The following is a 26,760-nucleotide window of genomic DNA, read 5'->3' as shown; positions in this document are numbered from 1 at the left end:
ACCATGGATAGCGCTGAATTAAAGAGATATAACAGACAGATTCTATTACCAGAACTGGGTATAGAGGGTCAGCAAAAGCTAAAAGCTGCCAAAGTATTGGTTATTGGAGCCGGTGGCCTGGGTTCTCCGGTGTTGCTTTATCTTGCCGCAGCCGGCATAGGCACAATTGGTGTTGTTGATCATGATACTGTAGATGAAAGTAACTTACACAGACAGATACTCTTTAATACTACTGATATTGGAAAAAGTAAAGCAGATACCTCAGTAAATAAGCTGCAGCTACTTAATCCGCATGTTAATCTCGTTTCCTACCCTTTTAAAATTGAACTGGATAATGCCAATTCGTTAATTCAGGATTATGATCTCGTAGTGGATGGGTCTGATAACTTCCCTACCCGTTATCTGGTTAATGATACCTGCGTTGCTTTAAACAAACCATTGGTATTTGGTTCTATCTTTAAATTTGAAGGTCAGGTATCTGTATTTAATTATAACGGAGGTGTGGATTACAGGGCGTTATTTCCTGAACCACCGGCTGCTGATGAAGTCCCAAATTGTGATGAAGGTGGCGTAATTGGCAGCTTACCGGGGATAATAGGCAGCTATATGGCTAATGAAACCATCAAACTAATTTGTGGTTTTGGCGAAGTGCTATCAGGTAAATTACTCATTCTTAATGTGCTCGACAATTCTTCATTGATCCTTAATATAGGAAAAAGTGTAAACGCCATTGACTCTAATTCAACTTCTGATAAGAAATTTGAGTCGGTTTATGAATCAGTTGCCTCGACTGCTGCTAAAAATGGCTATGAAGAAATAAACCTGGAAGCATTTGAATATCTAAAAGAAAAAGATTCTTCTCTGTTTTTAATTGATGTACGAKAGGATTTTGAATTTGATGAATACAATATCGGTGGATATAATTTCCCATTATATGAGCTTAATGATCATTTGCATTCGATCCCTGAAGATAAAAAAATTGTGCTTTGCTGCACCAGTGGCTTAAGAAGTAAAATTGCTTATAACTTGCTAAAAACAAGAACAGATGCTCAAATCTATATTCTGAGTCTTAATAAATAAAATATTTTTTTTCAATATTTCAACCACTATATATTCTTTTCTATATAGACTTTCAGTGTAGATCTACAATCTTAAATAACTCATAAAAAAACTCAAAAAGTTCAAAATGAAAAAACAGATTGCAAATAAAAACAGTACAAGTAAAAATCAGATACCAGTTAAAAAGATTCACGACAAAACAGGACCAAAGAAATTCAAAATTCTTGAGTTAACGAACAGTTTGACTCATAGTGCATATAAGGCTATGAGAAAAGAGCTTCCGAAGAGAATTGGCAAGTGTATTAATACATTAGACAATTACAGTTATATATCCACAGACTCAAAGGAAGACATCCCTTATCATGTTGCACTCGAAATTGAAAAGTATTTTTGCATACAGCCGGGCTCACTTAGCAATTTACCCATTCAGTAATGCTACCTTTGCAGTTCATAAGTAAATACAATCATTTCTGGTTTATCGGAAATGATTCAACATAGTGACCATGATAGCAATAGGACAATACAACGATTTAAGAATAATAAACAAAACAGAAGCCGGCCTTATTTTAACCGAAGGAGATAAAGAAGTATTACTTCCTTATAATGATGTTCCAAAGAATGCCGAAATAGGCGACAACATAACCGTATTCGTTTATGTTCATAAAGATGGCAGGTTAATGGGTACTACCAAAAAGCCATTGGCTTGTGTGGGTGATTTTGCTTATTTAACTGTTGTTGATGACAGTGAAGATGGTGCTTTTATGGATTTGGGTCTTGATAAGGATATATACGTTCCTAAAAGAGAGCAGAAACGTCCAATGTTTAAAGGAGACCGCCATGTAGTTTATATTTTTCTTGATGAAAGCAATGACCGTATGGTTGCATCTTCCAGGTTAACCAACTTTGTTGAGGAAGAAGATATAGATTTAGAAGAGGGTGATGAAGTAAGCTTACTTATTGTGGACCGTTCTGATCTTGGATATAATGCAATTGTTGATAATAAGTATATTGGGTTGTTGTACACTAACGAATTGTTTGATGTGCTTAATCCAGGTGAACTAAGAAAAGGTTGGATCAAGAAGATCCGTGTTGAAGGCAAGATTGATTTAAGTCTGCAACCAATGGGCTATGGTCATATTCTTGATACAAAGGATAGCGTTCTGGAAGAATTAAAAGAAAGTGGCGGCGTAATTGCTTTAGGCGACAAAAGTACTCCAGAAGAAATATATGCGCGATTTAAAATCAGTAAAAATGCATTTAAGAAGGTAATTGGTGGGCTATATAAGGACCGCTTGATTACCATTTCAGATCATGAAATAAAGATACTGATTGATCACGAGGCAGAGTAAAATAAAAAAAGGCCATTAAATTCAAATGGCCTTTTTTTATTTTAAAAGTTAAATCCTATTGAAAAATATGGCATTGTTGCCTCTCTCGAGAATCCGAGTGTTGCCTGTATCAAAAGTACTTCGCCAGGGAGCACATACAAGCCACCGCCATAACCATGGTGCCATCTTGCAGATGACTCTCCTTTTTCCCATACCCTACCTACATCGTTAAAACCAATCATCCCAACAGTTCCGGGAACCAGATAGGAAGTAAAATTAAACAGCTTTAATCTCATATCAAGGTTATGGTAAGCCATAGTGGTCCCCGTAAATCTTTTGCTGTTAAAACCTCTTAAACTATTAACACCGCCAATTTGCATGTGCTGGAAGAAAGCCGGATCGCCCACAACAGTCCCTGCTCCTATTCTATTTGCAAACACTAAACCTGATTTCCCAGGATTAATGTAGAAACGGAATTCTGTAGTTACAGATCCATAACGATCGTTGGTTTTATCAACCCGTTGCTGAGCGGTTAAAGACGTTTTCCAGTACAACCCTTTTTTAGGATTTGCAATATTATCACGACTGTCGTAAGTCCATCCCGCTACAAAACCGGCGTAGTACTTATCTGAAAATATCTCTTCTTCCGGATGGGCGGCATTATAATCATTAAAGAAACGTTCCTCATTTCCAGATGCTGTACTTGTATAAAATGATCCCAATACTCCGCCTTCAATTTTTAAATACCTGGTGAGTTTTCTACTGAGCCTTACATCTACATTTAAATAGTCGTAACGATTTCTGTAATAAGAAATCCCATCTTCTCTATCTGGTCCCTCATCATCATCGTTATCCAAATCGAGATATTGTGAATTGTTTCCAATGCCAAAGAAGTTACTTAAGTTGTTAGGTCCCAGCAAATTTGCATGTACTACAAGATCATTATTACCTACGGCCTTTTTAAAATCACCAAGATAGTCTAGAATAAACGATTTCCTACCAGTAGAGTAATTGGCCCAAAACTCATGTTTTGAAGCATATGGCTCCTTTCTAAAGCCTTGTTTTTCTATGATGTAACCCAAACCAATCTGTACACCCTGATCAATGTTATAATTAAAATTAAAAAGCGGCCCGGACCTATCGTATAAGAACGCATTCTTATCAAACCTGTTTACCAGGGTATCATTTGCAAGGCGCATCTTTGTCTTTGTTTTATCCGGTAATTCATTTGATTCGTCAGAACGATCATAAATGAAGGGCTTATTTGAAACATCTTGTGCAACCTGGAACTTATCTGCATCGCTCCCTCCAATCATCCTAACTTTTATCTTAGTGTTTTCTTTTCCCCTTACGGAAAATACATCTTCACCTGCCATTCCAAACAACCTAACCTCTTTGGTTATATTAGGGTCAAATGTTCTTTTATATACCAATCTTCCATTCTTGCCCTCCTTATTGATATTATATACCGTAACTTCAACATTTCCGTTATCGGTGTAATTAACATCAAAAAACTCTTTTTTATCAGAGGTAGGTACGTCAACATTTATGGATAAAAACTTATAGTACTGTAAAGCAAGCGTATCCAGTTTATCTCTTCTTGATATAAAGTGACCAATTAACTGACTACCACTAAGCTTAAATATTGTATCTGGCATTTGCCTGAAAGACGTATTAATAAGTTCAGTAGTTAGTTTTCCCTGAACAAACTTAACAGCATCCTTCCAGTCCTGTTCGCTAAGCTCGTTTAAAAAATACCTGTCAAAGTACCGCTCATTAAAGTTCCAATGATTTACATCTCTGATATTGTCACTATAAGGCTGCAAATGAGATTTGAGCCATTGATGGTTAAGAACCCATGGAAATACACCTGAAGTTTTATAAAACACCTTATCCCTATCTCTGGGAACAGGAATATAGGTGGTTTCACCCTTTTCTTTCTGAGCCAGCCAGCGCCAGTTATCTTCATGCCTGTCCCAGTCTCCCAAAACAAAATCCAGTAATCTGGCCCTAAGTGTTAGCTTCTGGTCTGATGTATGATCATTGTCTTCCTGTATTTTACGCTGTACTTTAGCTGTGTTGTCGGTTTCTTCTTCAAAAGGCGACCTTGGTTCCAATAAATAAGCGGCGTTTGCAAATTTTTCTCTATACTCTCCAAGTCCCGGATCATCTGCTACGTATACGATCTCTGGTTTAGAATGKGCAAGCTCAAGCGCTTCTGCCAAAGGAGGAACAATTAACGCCGCAAAAGGGTGATTAGTTGAAACCTGGTCCTGAGCAACGTCTTTTGCGATAGTTGGCCTTAAACTTTCAGGCAAGCCCTGTTCCGGATACTTCTGTATTGTTCTTAAAGCGTACTCTCTGCCCGTCGGATCTACTAACCGTAAAGAGCGGGTTTGCATCCCCCCCCCAAGTTTAACGATCTTTAGTCCTCCTTTTTCTTTCTGAAGATCTATAATGCGAACTTTTACTGGCGTTGCCCATATTTTGCGATAACTTTCGCCCAGCCAAAACCGGTGAAAACCGCTCACGCTATTATACTCGGGTGCTATAGCAACTGTAATGGAATCTGCCTGTTTCTGTGCCTGCCCTAAAGCAGGGATAGACAAGGTAATAAAAACAGCACTTAAGAGCTTCTTTAGAGGGCGCATATTAGTTAATTATTCTTTTTAAGGTTACTCCTATCCTCAGCGCCTTTAATCCCTCTACACCTTGTAATTCTTCTATTTCTAAATATTCAAGATCATTGTTCAGTAAACCCACGTTCTGCAGCTTTTTTATATAGCCCAGATATTCTCTGGCTTCTGAACTGTTAAAATACACAATTGATATTTTACCAGGCTGTGTTAACCGCTCTGATGTGTCTTTGATATGGGCTTTATCAATCCGTTTTTTTACCATCTGATAACGAATATTGTAACTACCCTCCACATCAAATCTTTGTTCATCAATCCTAAAGCTCACATCAATAGGCTTATCGTAAACGAAAATAAGCTGTGTTGTTTCAAGAGGTAAAGAAAAATATGGACCTAAATTACTGGTTGTTTGAGCAATTTCAGCTAATACCCTCAACTGTTTCAATCGGAATGTACCAAGTAAATCTTCAGACATCGGAATTCTAGGCGCAATAGATTGTCCAAGATAAATATCAAATTCAACACCATCCGTTCTAAACTTCTCAAAATAGCTTGGATAAATATTCTGAATTTCTGTATTAAATTCATCAAGATGGCGTGTTACCGCAACATTTATCATTTGCATGCTTTTTTCGTAGCGTTCTCTGTTTTCAAATACTTTTCCGTTAACACTTGTAAGCATGAAATATCTATCTATTATGCTTTTTATTTCAGGATGTGTATCTCGCAGATGATTTAGTGAGGTTGGTATTTGTCTCTGCAAATAGTCTTCCGTTTTTAAGATTTCCCGATCTGAAAGCTCATCAAGATCTTTATATTTCCAAATTGCTGCTTCAAGGGGTATATCGCTTTCCTTACAAGCCGAAACAGTATTCCTCACAGCATTAAGTGTTTCTTCAAGAATCTCGAAATGTACATACAGATCCCTCCTAATTGCTGCATTACGTTGAATGCTTGAGTTTCTAATGTCTACAGCTCCATAAAACGGATATACATTTCTAAAGAAAATAGGTTCAATAGGCAGATTTCTGTCTCTGGCACCCGATTGTATGTAATTAAGGGCTGCTTCGTGGAAACGCCACTGAACAGAAGGCTGCAAAGCAGTGAACTTATCTGTTATTACATCCTGAATTTCGTTATTAAAATCTATAATTATGTTATGGAAGAGCTGAGCCAATAAAGGAAACGCTGCCTCTATTTTTGTAAGAGTGTTTCCATTAAATTTGGTAGAATCTTTTGTATATAACTCAAGAGCTCCAACAAGTTTTCCATTATAAAACAACGGAAACAAGGCATACGACTTAATACCTACCTCATCTAGCAGACTAAGCATAGGGTAAACTTCCGGTTCTTCGTCTGCTATATCCGGAAAAATTAATGTTCGCGGATGGTCAAGATAGTCTTCTATAAGGCTAGAATATTCAGTATCATCCATACCCTTTTCTTTTGCCAACTGAACTACCTTACTTTGAAAACCTGATTGATCATTGATCAGCAGTTTTTTGTTTAATTTAAGATAAGGTAGCATCCCAAAGTTTACTTCATCAGATCCTACAAGGGTTTTCAGCGCAGTAGCTATATCCCTGCTATGTTGTCCATTCTGAGACTCATTATGTTCAATAACGAGGTTTTTGACTGTTTCCAGGGCATACTCATCCGTAACATCAGTTAAGGTTACAATTGATATCCCCTCAATACTAAAGATATCAGGTGGTATTAGTTTTGTTAATATCTTTAGTGAGTTCCGTTCATCTTTAATATAATCTTTAACATCTTTTAAGTTATATTCAGGCAGTTTTGTTTTTGCCCTGATATCCAAAAACCTGGTATCCACATTTAAGCGGTAGTACTTCAATAAATGAGTTTTAGGATCTATAATTGATTTAATGGTGAACTTGTTATTGCTTAAAGAGAAGTTGTAAAATTTCTCAAGAATAAGATTATAAAAGGTGGCCAGAAGATTTTTATCCATTTCCTTTTTGGATGGTAAACTCAGGTCTGACTTTAAACTACACATTGACGGTTCCATGAATACACTATAAAATGCATCAGTACCATAATGAAAACATGGAGAAATAGGTGTACCTATTGCCCAGAATTGTTGACTTTCATCATTAATAATAGGCGATAATGAGGTATAAATTAATTCAAAAAGCGTAGCATAATTTTTAGCGTTCTCTGGGGGTATCGGACTTCTGAGCTCCGGATAATGATTAAATTGCTCAAGGATATATCTGTAAAAGTTAATCTTGGCTGTTTTTTCCTTGTTCGCTCTTTTTTGAATATATTCAATAAACGGATTTAGGGACAATTTAATATCCGCACCTATCGGATGTTTTCCGGGTTCCTTTATTGTTTGATTTAGATTTAATGTTATTGATTGCATTGATCTATTCGTTACAGAACCTTAATAACAACATTAAAGCGCTGAAATAAATTCTTTAATATAAATAAAAATAACTTGTCAAAGGTAGCACCTGTATTTGCATAATAGGTAAAACCTAGGTAATTATTTAATCCGATTCTGTTTGCCTCTAAGGAGTATACTTGAATTTTATAATGTTGCCGTCTGTTAACTCATCTCCTTCGTTAGAGATATACAGATTTAGATCTTTATCAAATGCAATTCCTTCAGGCTGGTTAAATATCGATGAGCTTAAATGATGGGCGGCTTTTACTTTCCATTTATCATCAGTAATAACCAATAGTTTACTTACCGATGAAATAATATACCATTCATTTGTTTTAGGGTTTTTGGCCATTGCTGAAGCCCGCAAGTCGTTTTTAAATTTAGGATAAACAGCCTTAAGTTGTTTTAAATCAATCTTAAAACTACCTGAGGCAATTAATGTATCCTGAGCTGGTTGATAATCTAATATATACCCTGTTGCTTTTTTGGCTTTTTTATCCTCTGGGCAGTTTTTACATAAGATATATAACTTGCTGGTAGCAGCATCGGCATACAAGCTTTCGTATTCAGCTTTTGGCACCAGGTGCTTAGATTCCTTTACAAGGTCAGATTTTTCTTTGATTGCCTCAGAAAAAGGAAAAGAATAAAGGGCTCCACTACTTTTGAGTACAAAAACCCTATCATGAAATATACTGACATCTTCATAATCTCCTCTGGAGCCAAATTTCATATTCTTTTGTTCTTTCACATCCCATTTTTGCCTGAACAATTTACCTTCTTCATCCTGAATGCTATAGATCGTATCGCTATTACTGTCGTGAAAGGCAATACCTGATATTTCAAGCAAACTCGATGGCATATTGAACTTATCAGGTTTAGTTAAGTCATAACCCTTTGGGCTTGTATATTTCCCTAGTGGGCTTTTACATGCGTAGGTTCCAAAAAGAGCTAACAAAATAACAATACATAAACACTTAGAGTAGATTCGTTTCATAAATAATCGGGATTTATATTGTATCAGTATCTTTTAGAAATTTATAAATAGATTCCTGAGCGTTATCATGTAACTGTAAGTTAACTATTTTCATTATAATTTCCTTCAACTTAGCATCATATAATGGGAAACATACTTCAATTCGGCTATAAATATTACGGTTCATCCAATCTGCAGATCCCATAAATATTTCTTTATTACCATTATTTTCAAAAATAAAAATACGTCCGTGTTCAAGGTAGCGGTCTACAATCCGGGTTACGGTAATATTTTCACTTAATCCGGCTTGTCCTGGTATTAAACAACAGATTCCTCTTACAATAAGTTGTACTTTCACTCCTGCTTGCGATGCTTCATAAAGTTTAGAGATCAGGATCTTCTCTTCCAGATTATTTAATTTTATAGTAATACCATTGATTAATCCCGCTTTTGCATTTTCTATTTCTCTTTGTATAAGATCAAGGAATTTTTGCTGTAAATTAAATTGGGCTACCAGCAAATGCTTAAAATCTATCAGATCTTCTGGTCCTGGCGCCTTTTTATTCTTACGCAAAAAACCGAATAGGGATTCGAGCTCTTTAAGCATCGGCTGATGGGAAGTAAGCAGAATTTGATCTGTATAAAACCTTGCGGTTGATTCATTTAAATTTCCGGTAGCCAGCAAACCTACAAACTCTTCTTTTCCACTTATAACCCGCTTTACAAGAGCAACTTTGGCATGTACTTTTAAATCAATACTACTATAAACAATCTTTACTCCCGCAGCTTTCATTTGTTTGGCCCATTTGATGTTATTGGCCTCATCAAATCTGGCTTTTAGCTCGACCAGCGCTACTACTTTTTTGCCATTTTTTGCCGCTGTCATCAAGGCGCTTACAATTCTGGAATTATTTGCAACCCGGTAAAGTGTAGTATAGATTTCTTCGACAAATACATCATTTGCGGCCTCATTAAAAAACCTGAGTATTGGGTTGTAACTCTGATAAGGGACATTTACAAGTGTATCTCCCTTTAAAATCAGATTAAACAATGTATCAGTCTCCGGAATAAGTACAGAAGATATTGAAGGCCATTTTGGATAGCTGAACTCTGCTCCATTCAATGGAAAACTATTCAGGTCTTTTAAATTGTGGTACCCTCCTCCTTCAACAACCGAGGCATTGCCTAGCTTTAATGCATATATCAAGCGATACAAACTCCTTAAAGGAATTCCTGGTTCAATTAGAAAACGCGTTGCAAAACCGAAATCACGGGTTTCCAGCTGACGTTCCAAGACAGTTGTAATATTTTCCTCTGTGGCATTACCAATCTTTAGTTCTGCATCACGGGTAATTTTAAGATTGAATACACCCTCTATAGTATCATTTGGAAAGAGGTATGATAAGTTATGCTTAATGATGTCTTCCAAAAAAACAACGTATTTATGCCCATCATTCTCTAATGCATACAAGCGTTGTAAACTCTCTGATGGAACATTGATCAGTTCCAATCTTTCAGCACCAAGTGCATCTTTCAGAATAACTAACTGATAGAGTTTATTGTTTTCGGCAAAAAAATCGGTAAGGTCTTTATCAATACAAATTGAATAAATGTAAGCCAGTACTTCGTTAAAGAACAGGTTTACGATCTGATCTGCTATTTGTGGAGGGATGGGTTTGTTATAAATCCAATGTATATCGTTATTGGTCAGTTGCGGAAGTATTTGGTCTGCAACGATTGCTCCAAATTTTCTTTGCTGCCTGTTAATTTCTGTTTTGGCAAGCTCATAGTTTCCCTGACCATCGATATTGTGCCGGTACTCATCAACAGCCATCAACACCGGCATCCTTACCCGATAAAATTCATCCAGATTAGATGAATAAATAGAGAGAAATTTAATCCTTTCTAAAATTGGAACGGTATCCTTTGCTGCTTCCAGAAGCACCCTTTCATTAAACCCAAGCCAGCTTAGATCTCTGTTATAAAACACCGCTTCTCCCATAAAGTTATTACATTGTTACCAGAGCAGACGCAATAATAAAGGCTAATACGGCTGCAACAATACCAAACATAAAAACATTGTAGGCAATTCTTAACAACCTGTATTTACGACCTAAAACTACACCCTGGGCGTATACGTCTTTTATCAGACTACCGTATAAGAAATCACGATCATCCATCATTTTAATCATCCCGCTTTCATAGTCCGGCAAACTCATCCGGTAGAAATTACCGAAGAACAGTAGGTTCACACGTTTTTCCTTAATGTCGTCTGGTGTAAATACACCCGTCGGAATTGAGGGTCTGGTGGCAAGTATAGAAAACACCATAGTAACCACGCAAATGATTAGCAGAAGTAGTGTTGGAATAATCAGATGAGGGTTATCTTCGAGTTTACGCAAGAGTACACTTAAAATAACCGAGAGGATAATTGAATTGGTAGATATCATTATATGAGCCTTATTATCGGCCATATCGCTTAAACGCTGATGGTTTGTGGAGGTGATTCTGAACATAGTTTCAATGCCACGCCCGGGCTTATCACTTTTATTCTTTTTATCTCCTTTTGTTTCTTTTTCTTTAGAATCTTCAATTTTAGAAACTCCCGTTATATCCACGTTTTGTTCTTTTATGAGTTTATTTTCCAGTTCAGCAAGATTTTCTGCTTTCTTAGCATTAAGCAGCTGCTGGCAAAATTCGGTATGGTAATGGTGTGCTTTAAATAGCGCTATTGTTTTAATTCTCCAGTTAGTCTTGTCAATTTTATGCTTAACAAATGCCTCGGCTTCTTTACGCATTAACCTATTGCGTTCTTTAAACCTATCACTTCCCAGATGAAAAAGATCTGCATCACAAACAATTTGCTGCAACAGTCCCTCTGGGTTTTGAGGCATCTTGGTAGCCATAATACAACCTTTTACCTGATCAATTACTTCTGGAGAAACATCTTTATCAGATAAAAAATCGTTGGCTAAATCCGCTCCTTTTATTTCATGCTGAGTGCAATCAAAAAAATATCCCATATCATGAAACCAACTTGCGGCAACAACAATAAAGAAATCCTGGTCAGATAGCTGGTAATGGTTAGCAATTCTAACTACGTTTTCAACAACCTGTTCCGTGTGATGTAAATTATGATAAATAAAACGTTCGTCTTCGTGAGACTGAAACAAGCTTGCAACATGCGCTCTGAGCAGATCTAATAATTCCCGGTATTGCATTTTTCAGTAGTTAATAGGTACTTTATTAATTGTATAAATATGGTGTAAGTATAGCTAATCTGCAAATTTTAGTTTAGCCTTCATCAGAAAAACATTATAAGGTTTCCACATAGACATCAGAAAATAGAATTCATCGCTATTCTCATTTACCGGATGCATAAAGGCGCCATACAATCCCGGATATTCCGTTGCCTTTACTAGTGTTTTCTCGGAGCTCCAGGGTCCTGTAATGTTTTCAGCATCTCTCAATACAATTTCGGCTTTCTTTTCATTTAAATAAGTGATTATCCAGCGTTTAAACTTTTTATTGTATGCTAGCGAAAGCTCGCCTAAAGGTGCTTCAATTACCGCATCGGCACTACTCTCATCATTTTTAACCCAGCCCTTTGTTGTGCTCCAGTATTCGTAAGCGGTTTGCTTTAAAATGTCACTTTCCTTAAAACGGGCAAGGTGAGCTGATCCCCACCGGCCCGGAACGGTTCCTATCATATACACAAAACCATCTTTTTTAGCGTAAGTTACCTGAGCAAAATTACTTAAAGCCCCAAAGCGTATCTCATTACATTTAACCCAATTCTGACCATTGTTTGTAGATTTATATAAGCCAGAATAGTTTGTAGTCCAACTTCCAATGTTACCCCACTTTCTTACATCCATATAATGAACGTAATCTGTACCCGCAGCATGTATTGCCGCAGTTGGAATGGTTGTATGGCTGCCAGTACCATCAATAATATGCGGACTTGGAACAATCTGGTGCGCTACCATACCATCAAAAGTAAGCCCGTCCCCAAGATTTTTATCGCTCGATAACCCCAATACGTTTGACCGCCAATTGCCCGCTTTCCCTGGTCCACCCTCATTTACCACTTTAAAATCGTTACCATAAGTATCACCAAAAAAGAAACCTACTTTTCCATTCCCCATTTTCCAGGCTATACCTAAATCTGTACCTCCTACATCGTAAAGTTCATTTGTCTTATTTGGATTGGGCAAGGTTTCACCTGAAATGGTTTTACCTGTTACACGAGCCACTCGCTCCAAACTAATTGGAACAATATCTCTTTTTGCCGCTCTAAATGCATAAAATGATACTGACAACAAACTTCCTGTCAGCACAAGTATCCCGTTTCCGATGTATTTATTTTTTAACATATATCTATTAACCTAATAATCCCAATAAATCCTTTTTAGTCAGTGTCTTGAATATCGACTCTTCTGTTTTTATCAAATCTGTAGCCAAATCTTTCTTGCTGTCCTGCATCTTCATAATCTTCTCTTCAATTGTATCAGGGCAAATTAATCTTACCGCCACAACATTTTTTTGCTGCCCGATGCGATAGCTTCTGTCTATCGCCTGATTTTCAACTGCCGGGTTCCACCATGGATCAATGAGGTAAACATAATCGGCCTGAGTTAGATTCAAACCCGTGCCCCCTGCCTTTAAACTAATTAAAAAAACACGAATATTCGGGTTATCCTGAAAAGACCCAACCACTGCAGATCTGTTTCTGGTTTGACCTGTTAAATATTCAAAACCAATATTTCTATCAACAAGCTCTCGCTTTACCAGATCAAGCATAGTTACAAACTGAGAAAATACAAGAATCTTATGATGAGGAGACTTATTTTCTATCTGTTCAATTAATACATCCAATTTAGAGGATGTATTTTCATGTTTGCCTTCTTTTAAAATTGCCGGCGAGTTACAGATTTGCCTTAATTTTGTAATTCCCTGTAAAACATGCATACTACTCTTGGCAAGCTCATCTTCAGATTTACCTATCAGATAGTCACGAATTTCTTCCTTATTGGCTTCATAAATATCGCGCTGCTCTGCCCCCATTTCACAATATATCACCATTTCGGTTTTATCAGGAAGTTCTTTGGCTACCTGCTCTTTTGTGCGCCTAAGTATAAATGGATTGATCTTTTTTTGTAGTTCCAGAGCACTTCTTGTATTTTTAAACTGATCTATCGGCACTGAATAAAGTCTCTTAAACTGCTGCTTGGTTCCAAGCAAACCAGGGCAGGCAAAGGACAGCTGCCCATATAAATCGAAAGTATTGTTCTCTATCGGCGTTCCGGTAAGCACAACTTTATTTCTCGATCTCAATAAGCGAACGGCCTTATAACGTTGCGATTCCGGATTCTTAATTGTTTGTGATTCATCAAGAAAAATATAGTTGAACCTATATTCTTTAAGGAACCTGATATCAGCCAATAGCGTTCCATACGACGTTAAAATGATCTCGTAATTATCGAAATCATGAACTACCTTGGCCCGGTCTGAACCATATACAATCCGTATTTTTATGGACGGCGCAAACTTCTCTACCTCCTGTTGCCAGTTAAAAATAAGTGAAGCAGGAACTACCACTAAATTGGTATTATGATGACCTTTCTCTCGCTGTGAAAGGATGAATGCAAGTACCTGTATGGTTTTACCCAATCCCATATCATCTGCCAAACAAGCTCCAAAATTAAAACCATCTAAAAAATTCAACCAGTTTAAGCCTTCTCTCTGATATCCACGTAGCGTGGCATTAAGTCCTGAAGGAACTTCTACTTCTTTAATAGATTCAAAATCAGACAACTTAGAGCGATAAAGTTTCATTTCATCTTTAACAACTTCATCTAGTTGCTCCAGTTCATACAATTCGTCAACCGAAGCATAATTAATTTTTGAAGTACGAATAGTTTCTTCCACTACCTCTCCTGCACTAAAGTAGCCTGTAAACTTCTCAATCCATTCATCAGGCAATATCCCTAACGTGCCGTCATCCAATTGAACAAACTTACTTTTGTTGCGGATTGAACGATGCAGATGTTTTAATGAAACCGCCTGCTTATCAAATTTAACTTTTACTGAAGTCTCAAACCAATCTATACCACTGATCACGTTAATAGAAATATCAGCTTTGTACGGGTTTAAGTTATTGTTCTTTAATTCATTAAAACCAAGAATTGTTATCCCTTTATTTCGCCATGCCTCAAAAGCATTTAGGAACCAGTTATCTTCTGTAAATCTCTTTTTATGGAGGTAAAAGCAGTCAGCATGTGCTTGTTCCGGTAATTCCTGTACCTGTTCATAAAAGAACGGGTGCTCTCTTGAAATATTGGATATAAACTGGAACTCTGTATCCTCATCTCTATTTAATGTAAATATGTTTCCTCTTTTATCTTTGGCTCTAATTTGCTTTTTAGAAAGTATCGGAATTTCCAGACTGCCATATCTGATAACAGGTGTAACCAATACAAAATCTTCTGATTCAGATAAATAGATGATCTGTTCATTATCGAGATCAAATCCCTTTTCTTCTATTTGTTTTTTGGTGGCTGTTTTTAAATAAGAATAATTGATCTTAACCTTATCTTCTAATTTAGAAAGTATGTTTTCCTGAAACAGTTCAAATTCTGATCTGTGTACTACAATAATATCATTATGCTGTTTAAAAAATGCCAGCACGCTCAGGAAGTGGGGATTGTTTATCAGATAAAGTGTGTTGCTCCATTGAATAAAATAATGATACTTTACCTTAAGCATATCCAAAGAGAAAGGCTTATTTTCCAGCAACAGTTTTGCCGAAATTTCAAAAAAATCTCCTTTTTCATCTACTGTTAAAGTAAGATCAACCTTTAAAACCTTTAGCTGTCCCGGTATAATAGATGATGCGGTAATATTCGTTGAAACCTTCTCGTCATGAAGGTATACTTCAAATCCCAATGGATTTTTAGCCATTGCTTTAAGTCCTTCCAGATCAGATTCTGATTTACCTGCATCGTAGTTATTTCTGAACTTTGAAATACCGGTATAAAATTTCAGCTCCTCCTGACTATCTGTTTTCCAGATCATGTCAGTCGGATCAATAAAAGTAAGTGGGTTTTTAGGTTTTCCGTTTAAAGTAATTTCAGCTTCTGCAAGTTCTACTACCAAATGTCTGTAAAAACGATGTTGACTAAATATCAATATCATTTTTGTATTTCCCTTTGTTTCGGATACAGGTAGCTTAACATTTTGCTTGGCATTTAAAATCGGCTTCAGCGTAGAGAAGTCAAAATTTTCCGAGTTGTATCCTTCTTTTTCCGTCATTCAACAATGTAATAGCAATGTGCTAAAGATAAGAATAAAATAGCGCTCTAACGTTTCTACAAAGCGTTACAGATTAAGTCTTTTCCAGGTATTTAATAACAGACATAAGATCCTGATCGCCAAGACCTCCTTCATTCATTGCTGCACTAAAGGTATTCAAAAGTGGTATTGATAATGGCGAGGAAAGGCCGGCTTCTTTTGCCAACTTTAAATCTTTAACAATATACTTAAGCGCAAAGGCTGCCGGATAATTGTTATTTAAAACTGATGGCGTTTTAATTTTAATAATTCCATTTCCACACGCGCCCTCATTAATAATGGTTAACATATTTTCTTTGCTTATTCCATTTTGTTCTGCAAAAAGAACAGTCTCAGCAAGAGCTTGTATATTGATACCAAGCAGGTAATTGATTGCTAGCTTTGCCGAACTACCCGCTCCGGCTCCACCTAAGTATAAAGAAAGTTTTCCCAATACATCAAAAAGAGGTTTTGCCTTATTATAGTTCTCAGCACTTCCGCCAACCAGAATAATCAAGGTTCCATCCTGGGCTGGCTTTACACTTCCGGAAACCGGAGCCTCAATAAATTTCATCTTATGTTTTTCAGAAAGAGCAGATAAATATCTTGATGTTTCCGGAGCGACAGTACTCATATCAATTAACAATTTACCTGAGTTTTCTCCAGATAAAAGGCCATTGGTTTCATTATAAACTTCCTTTACAGCATGATCATCAGATAACATGGTAAAAACAACATCACAAGAATCAACCAATTCACGCAGATCTTTAGCAGATTGCGCGCCTGCACTTGTCAATTCCTTTTCTTTATCCTTATTCCTGTTGTAAACTCGTACTTCGTATCCTGCCCTCAGCAAGTTTGCAGCCATAGCACTGCCCATATTGCCAAGCCCAGCCCAGCCAATCTTCAAATTATTCATATTTTATTTAATTAGTTGGGCAACGGCCTAACCATAATATCTTTATAATAGATTACACTACCCGGATCATGCCCCTGTAAAGCAAAGGTACCGTCAGAAATAGCTTTGCCTCCAATATTTTCCTTTGCAACATTATCCGGCTCAGTATATTCGACAACCGTTTTCCCGTTTATTTTAATGGTAACGTTTTTATCTTTAACCATGATATATTCTTCATACCATTCATTGTCTTTTACGTAAGTTTCTTTCACATCCTGAACTGCATATAAGCTTCCTGTTCTTCGCCAATCACTGTGAGAGTTGTTTACCTGAACTTCGTGACCTTTACCCGGGAATCCCTCCTGCTGGAAAGCGGTATGGAAATAAATCCCTGAATTTGCACCAGGCTTAGTCATTACTTGTGCTTTAAATTCAAAGTTTTTAAAATTATGATTACTTACTGAACCATCATAAAATAAATGAGAAACAGGCCCGGCCACCTTTATCGCACCATTTTCTATTGTAAAGGTMTCGGGATTTTGATTTTTTTTCCAGCCGTTAAAAGTTTTGCCATCGAACAAACTAATCCAGCCGTCTGATTTCTGTTGCTTTACGCTAGAACATGACAATAAAAAAATAGAGAGAGAACACAACACAAGGATTTTTTTCATTGCCGTATAATTTAGATTAAGTAATAAGGTGTACCAGTTAAATTAGTATATATGCTAAAGGTACACAAATTAGCTTTTTTTTAAAGGTTCAATTAAGCTATATTTATCTTCTTAAATGAAGGAAGTTACTCATGAATATGGTATTGAACTGTTCTGGAAGGATAACCTGGCAGAACAATTAGATGGCTACGTTGATGGCAAATACATTAGGGGCAATGAATATGTCCTAGTTTCTATCCCTACTGTTTACAAAAAGTAAAATATAATACAATAATGTAGCTATTGAACTTATTGCAGCAACAACGTATGTTCKGGCCGCCCATTTCAGTGCATCAGCTGCTTTATCGTGCTCATAAGGTGTAGTAATATGACTATTTTCGAGCCATTTCAATGCGCGGTTACTCGCATCATATTCAACCGGAAGTGTAATAATTGTAAAGACTGTGGTGATAGCAAACAGGATAATTCCCACTAATAATATGGTAGGGTTGGCGCGTCCTATTAAAAAGCCTAGGCCCGCAAGTATTACCCATTGCGAGAGTTGAGTGCTGATATTGACAAGGGGAACAATAGCACTTCTAAATGTAAGCATACTATATGCAGTGGCATGTTGAACAGCATGGCCACATTCGTGGGTCGCTACCGCTGCAGCTGATATACTTCTGCCCTCAAAAACATCAGGACTCAGGTTTACAGTCTTATCTTCCGGATTATAATGATCGCTTAAATGCCCAGGCGTAGATATAACCCGCACATCATGAATCCCATTATCAGACAGCATTTTTTCGGCGATCTCCCTACCACTCATGCCATTAGCAAGTCCAATCTCACTATATTCCTTAAATTTACTTTTGAGCCTGTTGCTAACAATAAGACCTACAACAAACATAATTCCTGCTATCAGGTAATATCCCATTAATCCCATGTTTGAAACATTTTATTTAGTTAATAAACAAACTTGTATAAATAACAATTTAGATTCGAATTGGTTCGCAGCGCCACCTTTTAACCTTAATCCTATTTATGCATCTCAAAAATCTGTTCTAATTCTGCTACTGACTCATGAAGTAAATCTGCTGTTGCCAATGCAAGAACGGCMTCACTGATATGAAGCAAGTTGATTTCGTGAACTAGCTTTAAAATTTCTTCTTGCCTAAACTCAAGACGGGCTTTAAACTCAATTAAATCATTTTCTAGTTCTACCTTTACCATAAGAGTTAGAGATTAGTTTAGAGAAAGCAAAAATATTTATTTTAATGAGCAAATCATCATGACATAAAGATAAAAAAATGTCAATATATTCCACTAAATTATCCTATAAATCATATAATTCAGTTAAGGCCAGCATATAGCCAGCCTTAATCAAATAAAATAGCCTTAAAAAATAGGCTACTTTTTATATTCGGCCAATAAGATATCCATATCTCCCATTAGTTTCTTTACATCGGCATCATCAGTTCCGTCGTAAACACCTCTTATACGTTTCTCTTTGTCTACAAGTGTTAAATATCCGCCATGAACAAAACCACCAGGGGCCGATTTATCTTCTTGAGCAGCGGCCAGATAATTGCGTTCAGCAAGGGTATAGATTTCGTCTCTCGATCCCCATAAATATTCCCACTGTGTTCCCTTAACTCCGAGCTTATCAGCATATGCTTTCATCCTGGAAGGAGTATCATACTTTACATCGATAGTATGAGAAGCAAGTTTTACTTCTGGATTTGCTTCATATTTCTTGTAAATCTTAAGCAAATTACGATGCATAATTGGACAGATTGTAGGGCAAGAGGTGAAAAAGAAATCGGCAACATAAATTGTTCCATCAAAATCCTTTTGAGTTACAACAACACTATCCTGATTCAATAACTTGAATGATGGTATAGTTCGAAACGCTGTATCAGCAATTGTTTTTCCATCAACCACCTTTTCAGAAATTTCCATTTGTAAAAAAGGTAATCGCTTCGTTTCAGTCTTACAGCCTGAAACAAAAAGGACTATCATTAAGGCCCCAAAAAGCAAACTCTTCATTACTTCTTAAATTTACTCAGGTAATCATCAGACAATTTAATTTCCTGCTTATACAAGCTGTCAATAATCTCAATTTTCTTCCGCTCATCTTTAAAATACTTAACTGCTGCTTCATTTGATTTGCCAGTTACATCAGGCTCAAATTTGTGCATCCAATCATTCATCTGATCTTCAGCTTTACTTAAATCATTTACCATAGCCAACATGGCTTGTTTTTCCTTTACCGTATCAACATCAGGAAACTTAATTTTTAACCCACTAAGGTTCTTCAACAAAGTATCCAGTTTCATCTGGTTATTCACAAGTGCACTGTGATCGCCCATTACCACATCATGGAACTTCATTACTTCATCACGAACAGCTTTGTAATCTGTTTTACCGTCCTTTTGCTGCGTACATGCAGCAGCTATTAGCGCTATAAAAGCGACAAAAATTATTTYCTTCATTTTTAAATATTAAAATTCATAACTACCCTAAAGACCTCCCAATAGCACACATACCTGAACTATTTGTCTATAAATTTACCTTCTCAGAAAAGACCTCGGAATCATTGCACTCCTTCAGCGCATTTATTCCGGTCTTTGAAGAGAATGGTTGATTTAACCCTTTCCTTGTGGCGGATGAAATATAGAATTTTTAATACTTTGCGGTATCCCAGTAGAAAAAGGAATATGGAATTTGATTTCCGCTAATGAATACTGCTTAAAAACCAGAGGCTTTACAATTAACGCGTCTTGGATTTGTGTTTTCTGCGATTGTCTCTCTTGCTTTTGCTCTTTGTCTTGTGCCTGTTTTAATTTTTTCATTAAATAGCACTTACCATTACAATGCATTTGAGGTTTGTCTCTATTTTCACAGAGTTCAGCAGCAATATATTTCTGATTTACTTCAAAACCCATAAACACAAATAGATTCGAACAATTTGCACTAAGCAAACTAAACAAAAGTAATATGGTTATGGGTTTTAATAGCATTACGCGACAAATGTAAGCATCATAAATGACGATTCATTTACCTACTTTAATATTGACGTTGGTTTTTTATTCTCGTCGATAGCTACAAACGAAAACTCCCCGGTTACTGCTCTTTCTCTATGTTCAGAATACATCTGTTCAATAAAAATCTCAACACTAACTTTAAGGCTCGTATTCCCGATATGACTTACCCTGCCCACCAGTTCCACAATTGTGCCTGCAGGAATTGGTTTCTTAAAATCTATCCTGTCACTACTTACTGTTACCATAATTTGTCTGCTAAAACGGGTAGCAGTAATAAAAGCTACCTCATCCATCATATGCATAGCAGTACCACCAAATAATGTATCGTAATGATTGGTTGTATTTGGAAAAACGGCTTTGAAAATTCTAGTCTCCGAAGCCGTAATTTTATCTTCTAATGTCATTAAATTGATTGTTTATTTCTTAGGTTACCCCATTTCAAATAAGTAGCGCCCCATGAAAAACCAGCACCAAATGCAGTTAACATCAACTTGTCGCCATACTTGAAATCATCTTTAAAGTCCCATAAACACAAAGGAATAGTTGCAGCGGTTGTGTTACCGTATCTATCTATATTAACCTTTACCTGATCTTCAGATAATCCAAGATAATCACCAACAGACTGAATAATTCTCAAATTAGCCTGATGAGGGATAAGATAATTGATCTGTGAACTCTCAAGATCGTTGGATTTTAGAACCTTGTTACAAGTATCTGTCATACCCTGAATTGCCGCTTTAAATACAACACGACCATCCTGACGCACGTAATGTAACTTATCATCAAGTGTTTGCTGAGATGCAGGGAATTTAGATCCTCCTGCGGTAACAATCAGATTTTCCTTTCCACTACCATCAGTTCTAAAATAGCTATCCATTAAACCTACAGGTTCTTCAGTTTGCTCTAATAAAACGGCTCCGGCACCATCTCCAAAAAGAATACAGGTGTTACGATCGGCATAGTTTATTATCGAACTATTTTTATCAGCACCAATAACAACTACTTTTTTACAACGACCACTTTCTATCATACTTGCCCCTAGTGTTAGTGCATATAAAAAACCACTACAAGCTGCGTTAGTATCAATACCCCATGCATTTTTTAAACCTGCCTTTTCACAAACCATACTCCCGGTTGATACCATTACGTAATCTGGTGTTGAAGTAGAGACAATTACACAATCAATTTCATCTGGATCTACATTTCCTTCTTCCATCAATCTATTCAAGGCATAAGTAGCCATGTCGGATGTAGCAATATTTGGATCATTTACTATTCTTCTCTCCTTTATCCCGGTCCTGGCAACAATCCATTCGTTATTGGTATCTACCATCTTTTCAAGGTCATGGTTACTTAAAATAGTGTCCGGAACATAACCCCCAACCGCGGTAATCACCGCATTTTTCCTTATTCTCATTTATGTTTATGTAATTCTGTAAAAAGGGGCAGGCATAAAACCTGCCCCTTTTTTTTACAAAGTTACGGCTTCTTCCACATATTCCCGCAGTACTTTTGCAGCTGCGACCATTTCTATTAAAGCTTTTTTTGTTTCATCCCAGTGGCGGGTCTTTAAACCGCAGTCAGGATTCACCCAAAGTTGGGCTGCCGGAATAACAGATTTGGCCTTTTCAAGTAGTAAAACCATCTCTTCTTTGCTCGGAACCCTTGGCGAATGGATGTCGTAAACACCCGGACCAATTTCATTTGGATATTTAAAATCAGCAAAGGCATCTAATAATTCCATCTGTGATCTTGAACACTCTATCGTAATTACATCAGCATCCATATCGGCGATGTTCTGAATGATGTCATTAAATTCAGAATAGCACATATGGGTATGAATCTGAGTTTCATCTTCGACCCCACTTGCTGAGATACGGAACGCCCTAACTGCCCAATGCAAATAATTTTGCCAATCGGCCTTACGCAATGGTAAACCTTCGCGGATAGCGGGTTCATCGATCTGTATGATCTTAATCCCTGCCTTTTCAAGATCCACAACCTCATCTCTAATTGCAAGCGCAATCTGTGTACAGGTTTCTGATCTGGGCTGATCATTTCTAACAAATGACCATTGCAAAATAGTTACCGGACCAGTAAGCATTCCCTTAACCCACTTATCACTAAGTGATTGCGCATATGCTGACCACCTAACAGTCATCGGTTTCGGTCGATGCACATCACCATAGATTACTGGTGGTTTTACACATCTGCTACCATAACTCTGCACCCATCCATTTTTAGTAAATGTAAAACCTGCAAGTTGCTCACCAAAGTATTCAACCATATCATTGCGTTCAAACTCGCCGTGTACTAAAACATCAATACCCGATTCTTCCTGAAAACGAATCGTTTCTTCAGTTTCCTTTTCAATTAACGCGTCGTATTCTGCAAGAGTTAAATCGCCCTTTTTATATTTAGCTCTCCAACTTCTTACCTCAGGTGTTTGCGGAAATGACCCTATAGTTGTTGTTGGGAACAAAGGAAGTTTTAATGCCTTATGCTGTGCTTCTTTACGAATTGCGAAAGCATTTTCCCGATTTTCATCTTTAGTAGTTATACCAGCAACTCTTTGTTTTACCGCCTGATTATGGATTAAGGAAGAAGTTTTGCGGTTTTCATTCGCATTAATATTCTCCGCCAGTTTTTCGGCTGCCGCCTCTTCTCCATTAACTAATTGTTTTAAAGTGACAATTTCATCTACCTTTTGCTTAGCAAACGAAAGCCATTGCTTAATCTCTGGGGTTAAAACAGATTCATTTGTTTCCAGTTCAAGATCACATGGTGAGTGTATAAGCGAGCACGATGGGCTAATAATCAATCTTTTAATACCAATATTAGCTTGTGCAGTTTCAATTAAAGCCAATGAGGTTTTAAAATCATTTTTCCAAATGTTTCTACCATCAACAACGCCAACTGATAAAATTAAATTAGAAGGAATAACATCCAAAACAGGTTGTAATTGCTCCGGATTTCGCACAAGATCAATATGCAATGCAGTAACCGGTAACGATGTTGCTAATTCCTTATTGTCTTTTAAAGCTTCAAAATAGGTAGTAAGCAACGTTTTAAGATTAGGAAATTGCTTTTTTATTTCCGMATACACATATTTATAAGCTGCTTTATCTTTATCTGTTAAATCTAAAGAGAGAAAAGGCTCATCAAACTGTACCCATTCAACATGTTGCTCTTCCAGTTTCTTTAAAATATCGATATATACCGGAAGCAGATTTTTAATAAGGTCTATCCTTTCAAACCCGGCTTCCTTTTCTTTACCAAGCAAAAGGTAGGTAACCGGACCAATAATTACAGGTTTGGTTTTAATGCCTAGTCTTTTACTCTCATTATATTCATCTAATATCTTGGTCGAAAACAGTTTAAACTGCTGATCCTTTACAAATTCGGGAACAATATAATGATAGTTAGTGTCAAACCATTTGGTCATTTCCATGGCCGTAATATCCAAGTTGTCTTTCTGATAGCCTCTGGCCATTGCAAAATAAAGGTCTAATTCTGAATTGCCTTTATTTAAAATAACCTCGTGATAACGCTTAGGGATTGCCCCAACTGTTAACGAAAGATCTAATACCTGGTCATAGAATGAAAAGTCGTTACTGGGAACTAAATCAATACCCGCTTGCTTTTGTAATTCCCAATTTTGCTGACGGATGTTTCTTCCAACCTGCACCAGGTTTTGAATTGTTGTTTTGCCCGACCAATACTGCTCGCAGGCTTTTTTGAGTTCTCTGTTGCTACCAATTCGCGGATAGCCTAGATTGTTTGTTAGCATTTTTCTTGCATTTAATTGAAAAAATCAGTTAAAAGCCCTTTGCTGAACTTCGCAATGCAATAGAAATAAAGAAGATTAAGAAAGGAAAAGATGTACTCAAGATGCCGTCATCTCGCACGCAGAGAGAGACCTCCTGACATAAACAAGGGATATCTCCTACCGTCGATATGACGGACGTCAATACATCATACCTGACTTGTGCTTCAAATCGCGAAAGCATTGTCAATTCGGTGAAGGCAGGTCTCCTGACTTGTAACATTTTTACCATCCTTCCCATTCCATAACTGGAAYAGTGGATACTCTAAGGGTAAAAACCTTTGTGTTACTTACAGTTGCGCGACAGTTCGTGATTTACACACGATTCCCTATTAATCTACAATTAAGTAAAACCTCTCCGGTTGATGAAGAATTAAAGTAAAGAACTTATAAGCTGCAAACTTACATTTTATTACCCACACATTACATATTAATTTTTGAGTAGTGTACCTTTGCAACATTCTAAAAGCATTATTATGAAATTTAACCGATCCATTTTATCCGCATTTTTATTTGGTAGCATAGTGTTTCTGGCCTCTTGTCAGGATCAAAAAAAGCTTCCTATTTTAGGCCCCAGAGAAGCAGCAACAGTTAAAAATGCAGATGGATCAACCAGCGTTGATACGGTATATAAAACTATACCTGCATTTAGCTTCTTAAATCAGGACAGCACCCTTATTAACAACGATACTTTTAAAGATAAAATTTATATAGCTGATTTCTTTTTCACTTCGTGTACAACTATATGCCCTACCATGCACCGCAGCATGAAAACCATATTCGACAAATACAAAGACAATCCTGATGTGATGTTCCTTTCACACACCATCGATTTTAAATACGATCATCCATCAGTTTTAAAGAAGTATGCGCAAAAACTAGGCGTAGATGGCCCAAAATGGCAATTTGCTTATGGCTCAAAAGACAGCATCTACAAGATCGCGGAAAAGGATTATCTGGTTGCAGTAATTGAAGATAGCACAGCTAAGGAGGGATATGTACACCAGGGTTGGCTAATCTTAATTGATAAGCAAAAACGTATACGTGGAGCTTATGACGGAACTAACCCCGAGCAGGTTGCACAGCTTACCAAAGATATCCCGGTTTTACTAGCAGAAGATAAGAAGTAGTTATGCGTAAATTAATAATAAGCACATTATTTCTGATCACAATTGCTACAATGATCTATTCTTGTCAAAGCTCAGAACAGCTAAAGCAAGACATCTATTATGCAAACGGCCGTGATCTTTACATTAAACATTGCCAAAATTGCCATGGTTCAAAAGGAGAAGGATTAAATGCTTTGGCTCCGCCCCTTACAGATACCGTTTTTCTAAGGGAGAACAAACAAAAAATAGCTTGTTTTATAAAAAATGGCGCATCAGGCCCGATTACTGTAAACGGCAAAAAATACGATGGAAAAATGCCTGATTTTGCTACCCTGGCCAACATAGATATTGCTCAAATAGTTGTTTACATAACCAACACATACGGTAATAAACAAGGAATGTATACTCCAGAGCAAATAGCAGAAGATTTAAAAAACTGTAAGTAAAAGGAGGCTGTAAAATTATGCAATCGTCATTCTGAATTTATTTCAGAATGACGATTGATACACCATTTCTAAATAGAACTATTTCCAGATAGACTTAGCTGAATACACTTCCAGGTTTTTAACATCAATATTGTTCCCCCAGAAATGGAAACCCTCTTTATTATCATCAACCGGTTTTCTTTCCATTGAATAAGAGTAAGCACCACCATCAATAAACACCTCTATAGATGTTCTGTCAACATAAATATCAGCTGTTAGCTCCATGCTGGTCATATCTGCAGGTGAATAGAAAACCCCATTAATTGTATTATTGTTCATATCATAATCAATAATACGCTGACCAAATAAATTAAACCCGGCACTAGTCGCATGCGAAAGCTTAAAGGTAGTTTTAATGCGTATTTTATCAGCGCTATTGAATTCCTTAAGTTTCTGATTTGCATCATCAGATTTTAAACCAGCCCATTGGTTTGTACGTTCAAACAATTGTTCAGTCTCACTTACAGGCAAATTATACAACCTAATTCCATTTTTTGTTGAGTGAAGTTTCAGTTCTGTAGGCAATAACATCATGTTGTTAAAAGCCATACCCGGTTGCGCTACTCTTCCCCAGCCTATCTGAATACGTCTGCCGTCACTTTCAGGGATATTAGAATAGGTTTGAGCCGCATAAATAGACCCTGTTGTATATAAAAGCTTACCTGTTTCAGGAGTAAAAGCTTTTCCATCAAATGAACCAATCATATAAGTACCCGATGCACCATACATCACCCATTTGGTCTTATTTTTATCTCCATCAACTGGCAATTCAAAAAGGTCCGGACATTCCCAAAATCCGGTAACATGACTTTCAAAATTCCACTCCTTTAAGTTTTTAGAAGTATAAATAGAATGACCATCGCGCTCATTTAAAGCCATTACCCAATGTTTACCTGGTTTATACCAGAAAACCTTAGGATCGCGTGTATCTCTACTATTCCATTTCTCCTTAGAGTCTATAACTGGATTTTTTTCATATTTAGTCCAGGTACGGCCTTTGTCCAAGC

The 26,760-nt window shown here is 36.9% G+C and carries 24 protein-coding genes and 1 riboswitch; of the genes, 6 read left to right on the top strand and 18 right to left on the bottom strand.

The window, feature by feature from the left end; all coding sequences use genetic code 11:
* The 3 genes from AC1DDK_RS25830 to AC1DDK_RS25820 all read left to right on the top strand — a co-directional run.
* Positions 1 to 1,080, top strand: a 1,080-nt coding sequence (locus tag AC1DDK_RS25830; protein WP_477634187.1) for a ThiF family adenylyltransferase, incomplete at its 5' end; no start/stop codon positions are given.
* Between the two features lie 106 nt (positions 1,081 to 1,186).
* Positions 1,187 to 1,492: a hypothetical protein gene (locus AC1DDK_RS25825; protein ID WP_172660356.1), complete on the top strand. Its 306-nt coding sequence runs from the start codon at positions 1,187 to 1,189 to the stop codon at positions 1,490 to 1,492.
* 70 nt (positions 1,493 to 1,562) lie between these two features.
* A complete protein-coding gene (locus AC1DDK_RS25820; protein WP_172660357.1) occupies positions 1,563 to 2,408 on the top strand; it encodes a CvfB family protein in 846 nt (281 codons plus the stop codon).
* Positions 2,409 to 2,449: 41 nt separating this feature from the next.
* Here the strand turns inward: AC1DDK_RS25820 and AC1DDK_RS25815 are convergent, their stop codons facing one another.
* From AC1DDK_RS25815 to AC1DDK_RS25775, 9 genes are all read right to left on the bottom strand, one after another.
* The gene (locus AC1DDK_RS25815) at positions 2,450 to 5,038 is read right to left on the bottom strand and encodes a BamA/TamA family outer membrane protein (protein ID WP_288882795.1); all 2,589 of its coding nucleotides are present in this window, start codon (positions 5,036 to 5,038) and stop codon (positions 2,450 to 2,452) included.
* Position 5,039: 1 nt separating this feature from the next.
* Positions 5,040 to 7,409, bottom strand: coding sequence for a GAF domain-containing protein (locus tag AC1DDK_RS25810; protein WP_288882796.1), 2,370 nt, complete (start codon positions 7,407 to 7,409; stop codon positions 5,040 to 5,042).
* Between the two features lie 148 nt (positions 7,410 to 7,557).
* Positions 7,558 to 8,427: an SdiA-regulated domain-containing protein gene (locus AC1DDK_RS25805; RefSeq protein ID WP_288882797.1), complete on the bottom strand. Its 870-nt coding sequence runs from the start codon at positions 8,425 to 8,427 to the stop codon at positions 7,558 to 7,560.
* 13 nt (positions 8,428 to 8,440) lie between these two features.
* Positions 8,441 to 10,408, bottom strand: a complete 1,968-nt coding sequence (gene ppk1 / locus AC1DDK_RS25800) for a polyphosphate kinase 1 (protein ID WP_288882798.1) — start codon at positions 10,406 to 10,408, stop codon at positions 8,441 to 8,443.
* Positions 10,409 to 10,415: 7 nt separating this feature from the next.
* Positions 10,416 to 11,627 (bottom strand): Pycsar system effector family protein, encoded by a 1,212-nt coding sequence (locus AC1DDK_RS25795; RefSeq protein WP_172660362.1) that lies wholly within the window; start codon positions 11,625 to 11,627, stop codon positions 10,416 to 10,418.
* A gap of 54 nt (positions 11,628 to 11,681) precedes the next feature.
* Positions 11,682 to 12,782 carry a DUF4185 domain-containing protein gene (locus AC1DDK_RS25790; RefSeq protein ID WP_172660363.1) on the bottom strand — a complete coding sequence of 367 codons (1,101 nt, stop codon included), beginning with the start codon at positions 12,780 to 12,782 and terminating at the stop codon, positions 11,682 to 11,684.
* 7 nt (positions 12,783 to 12,789) lie between these two features.
* Positions 12,790 to 15,720 carry a DEAD/DEAH box helicase gene (locus AC1DDK_RS25785; protein ID WP_288882802.1) on the bottom strand — a complete coding sequence of 977 codons (2,931 nt, stop codon included), beginning with the start codon at positions 15,718 to 15,720 and terminating at the stop codon, positions 12,790 to 12,792.
* A gap of 73 nt (positions 15,721 to 15,793) precedes the next feature.
* Positions 15,794 to 16,657: an NAD(P)-dependent oxidoreductase gene (locus tag AC1DDK_RS25780; protein ID WP_172660365.1), complete on the bottom strand. Its 864-nt coding sequence runs from the start codon at positions 16,655 to 16,657 to the stop codon at positions 15,794 to 15,796.
* An 11-nt stretch (positions 16,658 to 16,668) separates the two neighbouring features.
* Positions 16,669 to 17,307 (bottom strand): 3-keto-disaccharide hydrolase, encoded by a 639-nt coding sequence (locus AC1DDK_RS25775; protein WP_477634186.1) that lies wholly within the window; start codon positions 17,305 to 17,307, stop codon positions 16,669 to 16,671.
* A 115-nt stretch (positions 17,308 to 17,422) separates the two neighbouring features.
* Between AC1DDK_RS25775 and AC1DDK_RS25770 the strand changes: the two genes are divergently transcribed.
* Positions 17,423 to 17,566, top strand: coding sequence for a hypothetical protein (locus AC1DDK_RS25770; RefSeq protein WP_172660367.1), 144 nt, complete (start codon positions 17,423 to 17,425; stop codon positions 17,564 to 17,566).
* On the opposite strand, the gene AC1DDK_RS25765 is transcribed toward AC1DDK_RS25770, so the two are convergent.
* The 8 genes from AC1DDK_RS25765 to metE form a co-directional block, all read right to left on the bottom strand.
* Entirely contained in the window at positions 17,534 to 18,232 is a 699-nt protein-coding gene (locus AC1DDK_RS25765; RefSeq protein ID WP_288882806.1) for a zinc metallopeptidase, read from the bottom strand. The genes AC1DDK_RS25770 and AC1DDK_RS25765 overlap by 33 nt on opposite strands.
* Before the next feature lie 92 nt (positions 18,233 to 18,324).
* Positions 18,325 to 18,519: a hypothetical protein gene (locus AC1DDK_RS25760; RefSeq protein WP_477634185.1), complete on the bottom strand. Its 195-nt coding sequence runs from the start codon at positions 18,517 to 18,519 to the stop codon at positions 18,325 to 18,327.
* A gap of 177 nt (positions 18,520 to 18,696) precedes the next feature.
* The gene (locus AC1DDK_RS25755; RefSeq protein ID WP_317171667.1) at positions 18,697 to 19,248 is read right to left on the bottom strand and encodes an SCO family protein; all 552 of its coding nucleotides are present in this window, start codon (positions 19,246 to 19,248) and stop codon (positions 18,697 to 18,699) included.
* An 86-nt stretch (positions 19,249 to 19,334) separates the two neighbouring features.
* Positions 19,335 to 19,781, bottom strand: coding sequence for a hypothetical protein (locus AC1DDK_RS25750; RefSeq protein WP_477634184.1), 447 nt, complete (start codon positions 19,779 to 19,781; stop codon positions 19,335 to 19,337).
* Between the two features lie 153 nt (positions 19,782 to 19,934).
* A complete protein-coding gene (locus AC1DDK_RS25745; protein WP_288882812.1) occupies positions 19,935 to 20,234 on the bottom strand; it encodes a hypothetical protein in 300 nt (99 codons plus the stop codon).
* A gap of 116 nt (positions 20,235 to 20,350) precedes the next feature.
* The gene (locus AC1DDK_RS25740; protein WP_172660373.1) at positions 20,351 to 20,737 is read right to left on the bottom strand and encodes an acyl-CoA thioesterase; all 387 of its coding nucleotides are present in this window, start codon (positions 20,735 to 20,737) and stop codon (positions 20,351 to 20,353) included.
* Entirely contained in the window at positions 20,737 to 21,750 is a 1,014-nt protein-coding gene (locus AC1DDK_RS25735; RefSeq protein WP_048906078.1) for a beta-ketoacyl-ACP synthase III, read from the bottom strand. The genes AC1DDK_RS25740 and AC1DDK_RS25735 overlap by 1 nt, the downstream gene beginning before the upstream one ends.
* Positions 21,751 to 21,804: 54 nt before the next feature.
* Positions 21,805 to 24,123 (bottom strand): 5-methyltetrahydropteroyltriglutamate--homocysteine S-methyltransferase, encoded by a 2,319-nt coding sequence (metE, locus tag AC1DDK_RS25730; protein WP_477634183.1) that lies wholly within the window; start codon positions 24,121 to 24,123, stop codon positions 21,805 to 21,807.
* A 218-nt stretch (positions 24,124 to 24,341) separates the two neighbouring features.
* A riboswitch (cobalamin riboswitch) is annotated at positions 24,342 to 24,532 on the bottom strand.
* Between the two features lie 103 nt (positions 24,533 to 24,635).
* On the opposite strand from metE, the gene AC1DDK_RS25725 reads away from it, so the two are divergent.
* Both AC1DDK_RS25725 and AC1DDK_RS25720 read left to right on the top strand, forming a co-directional pair.
* Positions 24,636 to 25,289: an SCO family protein gene (locus tag AC1DDK_RS25725; protein ID WP_337717953.1), complete on the top strand. Its 654-nt coding sequence runs from the start codon at positions 24,636 to 24,638 to the stop codon at positions 25,287 to 25,289.
* Positions 25,290 to 25,291: 2 nt separating this feature from the next.
* Positions 25,292 to 25,714 carry a c-type cytochrome gene (locus tag AC1DDK_RS25720; protein ID WP_172660376.1) on the top strand — a complete coding sequence of 141 codons (423 nt, stop codon included), beginning with the start codon at positions 25,292 to 25,294 and terminating at the stop codon, positions 25,712 to 25,714.
* 78 nt (positions 25,715 to 25,792) lie between these two features.
* Here the strand turns inward: AC1DDK_RS25720 and AC1DDK_RS25715 are convergent.
* Positions 25,793 to 26,760, bottom strand: a 968-nt coding sequence (locus tag AC1DDK_RS25715; protein WP_477634182.1) for a glycoside hydrolase family 32 protein, incomplete at its 5' end; no start/stop codon positions are given.

This window comes from Pedobacter sp. 05T44, assembly GCF_056395985.1.
The sequence above is the reverse complement of the archived record's forward strand: the minus strand, read 5'-3'. Positions and strand labels throughout refer to the sequence as shown.

Excerpts from the sequence above, each read along its gene's own strand:
- AC1DDK_RS25825 (WP_172660356.1), top strand. The coding sequence starts at position 1,187 with ATGAAAAAACAGATTGCAAATAAAAACAGTACAAGTAAAAATCAGATA.
- AC1DDK_RS25820 (WP_172660357.1), top strand. The coding sequence starts at position 1,563 with ATGATAGCAATAGGACAATACAACGATTTAAGAATAATAAACAAAACA.
- AC1DDK_RS25810 (WP_288882796.1), bottom strand. The coding sequence starts at position 7,409 with ATGCAATCAATAACATTAAATCTAAATCAAACAATAAAGGAACCCGGA.
- AC1DDK_RS25805 (WP_288882797.1), bottom strand. The coding sequence starts at position 8,427 with ATGAAACGAATCTACTCTAAGTGTTTATGTATTGTTATTTTGTTAGCT.
- ppk1 (WP_288882798.1), bottom strand. The coding sequence starts at position 10,408 with ATGGGAGAAGCGGTGTTTTATAACAGAGATCTAAGCTGGCTTGGGTTT.
- AC1DDK_RS25795 (WP_172660362.1), bottom strand. The coding sequence starts at position 11,627 with ATGCAATACCGGGAATTATTAGATCTGCTCAGAGCGCATGTTGCAAGC.
- AC1DDK_RS25790 (WP_172660363.1), bottom strand. The coding sequence starts at position 12,782 with ATGTTAAAAAATAAATACATCGGAAACGGGATACTTGTGCTGACAGGA.
- AC1DDK_RS25785 (WP_288882802.1), bottom strand. The coding sequence starts at position 15,720 with ATGACGGAAAAAGAAGGATACAACTCGGAAAATTTTGACTTCTCTACG.
- AC1DDK_RS25780 (WP_172660365.1), bottom strand. The coding sequence starts at position 16,657 with ATGAATAATTTGAAGATTGGCTGGGCTGGGCTTGGCAATATGGGCAGT.
- AC1DDK_RS25770 (WP_172660367.1), top strand. The coding sequence starts at position 17,423 with ATGAAGGAAGTTACTCATGAATATGGTATTGAACTGTTCTGGAAGGAT.
- AC1DDK_RS25755 (WP_317171667.1), bottom strand. The coding sequence starts at position 19,248 with ATGGAAATTTCTGAAAAGGTGGTTGATGGAAAAACAATTGCTGATACA.
- AC1DDK_RS25745 (WP_288882812.1), bottom strand. The coding sequence starts at position 20,234 with ATGGGTTTTGAAGTAAATCAGAAATATATTGCTGCTGAACTCTGTGAA.
- AC1DDK_RS25740 (WP_172660373.1), bottom strand. The coding sequence starts at position 20,737 with ATGACATTAGAAGATAAAATTACGGCTTCGGAGACTAGAATTTTCAAA.
- AC1DDK_RS25735 (WP_048906078.1), bottom strand. The coding sequence starts at position 21,750 with ATGAGAATAAGGAAAAATGCGGTGATTACCGCGGTTGGGGGTTATGTT.
- AC1DDK_RS25725 (WP_337717953.1), top strand. The coding sequence starts at position 24,636 with ATGAAATTTAACCGATCCATTTTATCCGCATTTTTATTTGGTAGCATA.
- AC1DDK_RS25720 (WP_172660376.1), top strand. The coding sequence starts at position 25,292 with ATGCGTAAATTAATAATAAGCACATTATTTCTGATCACAATTGCTACA.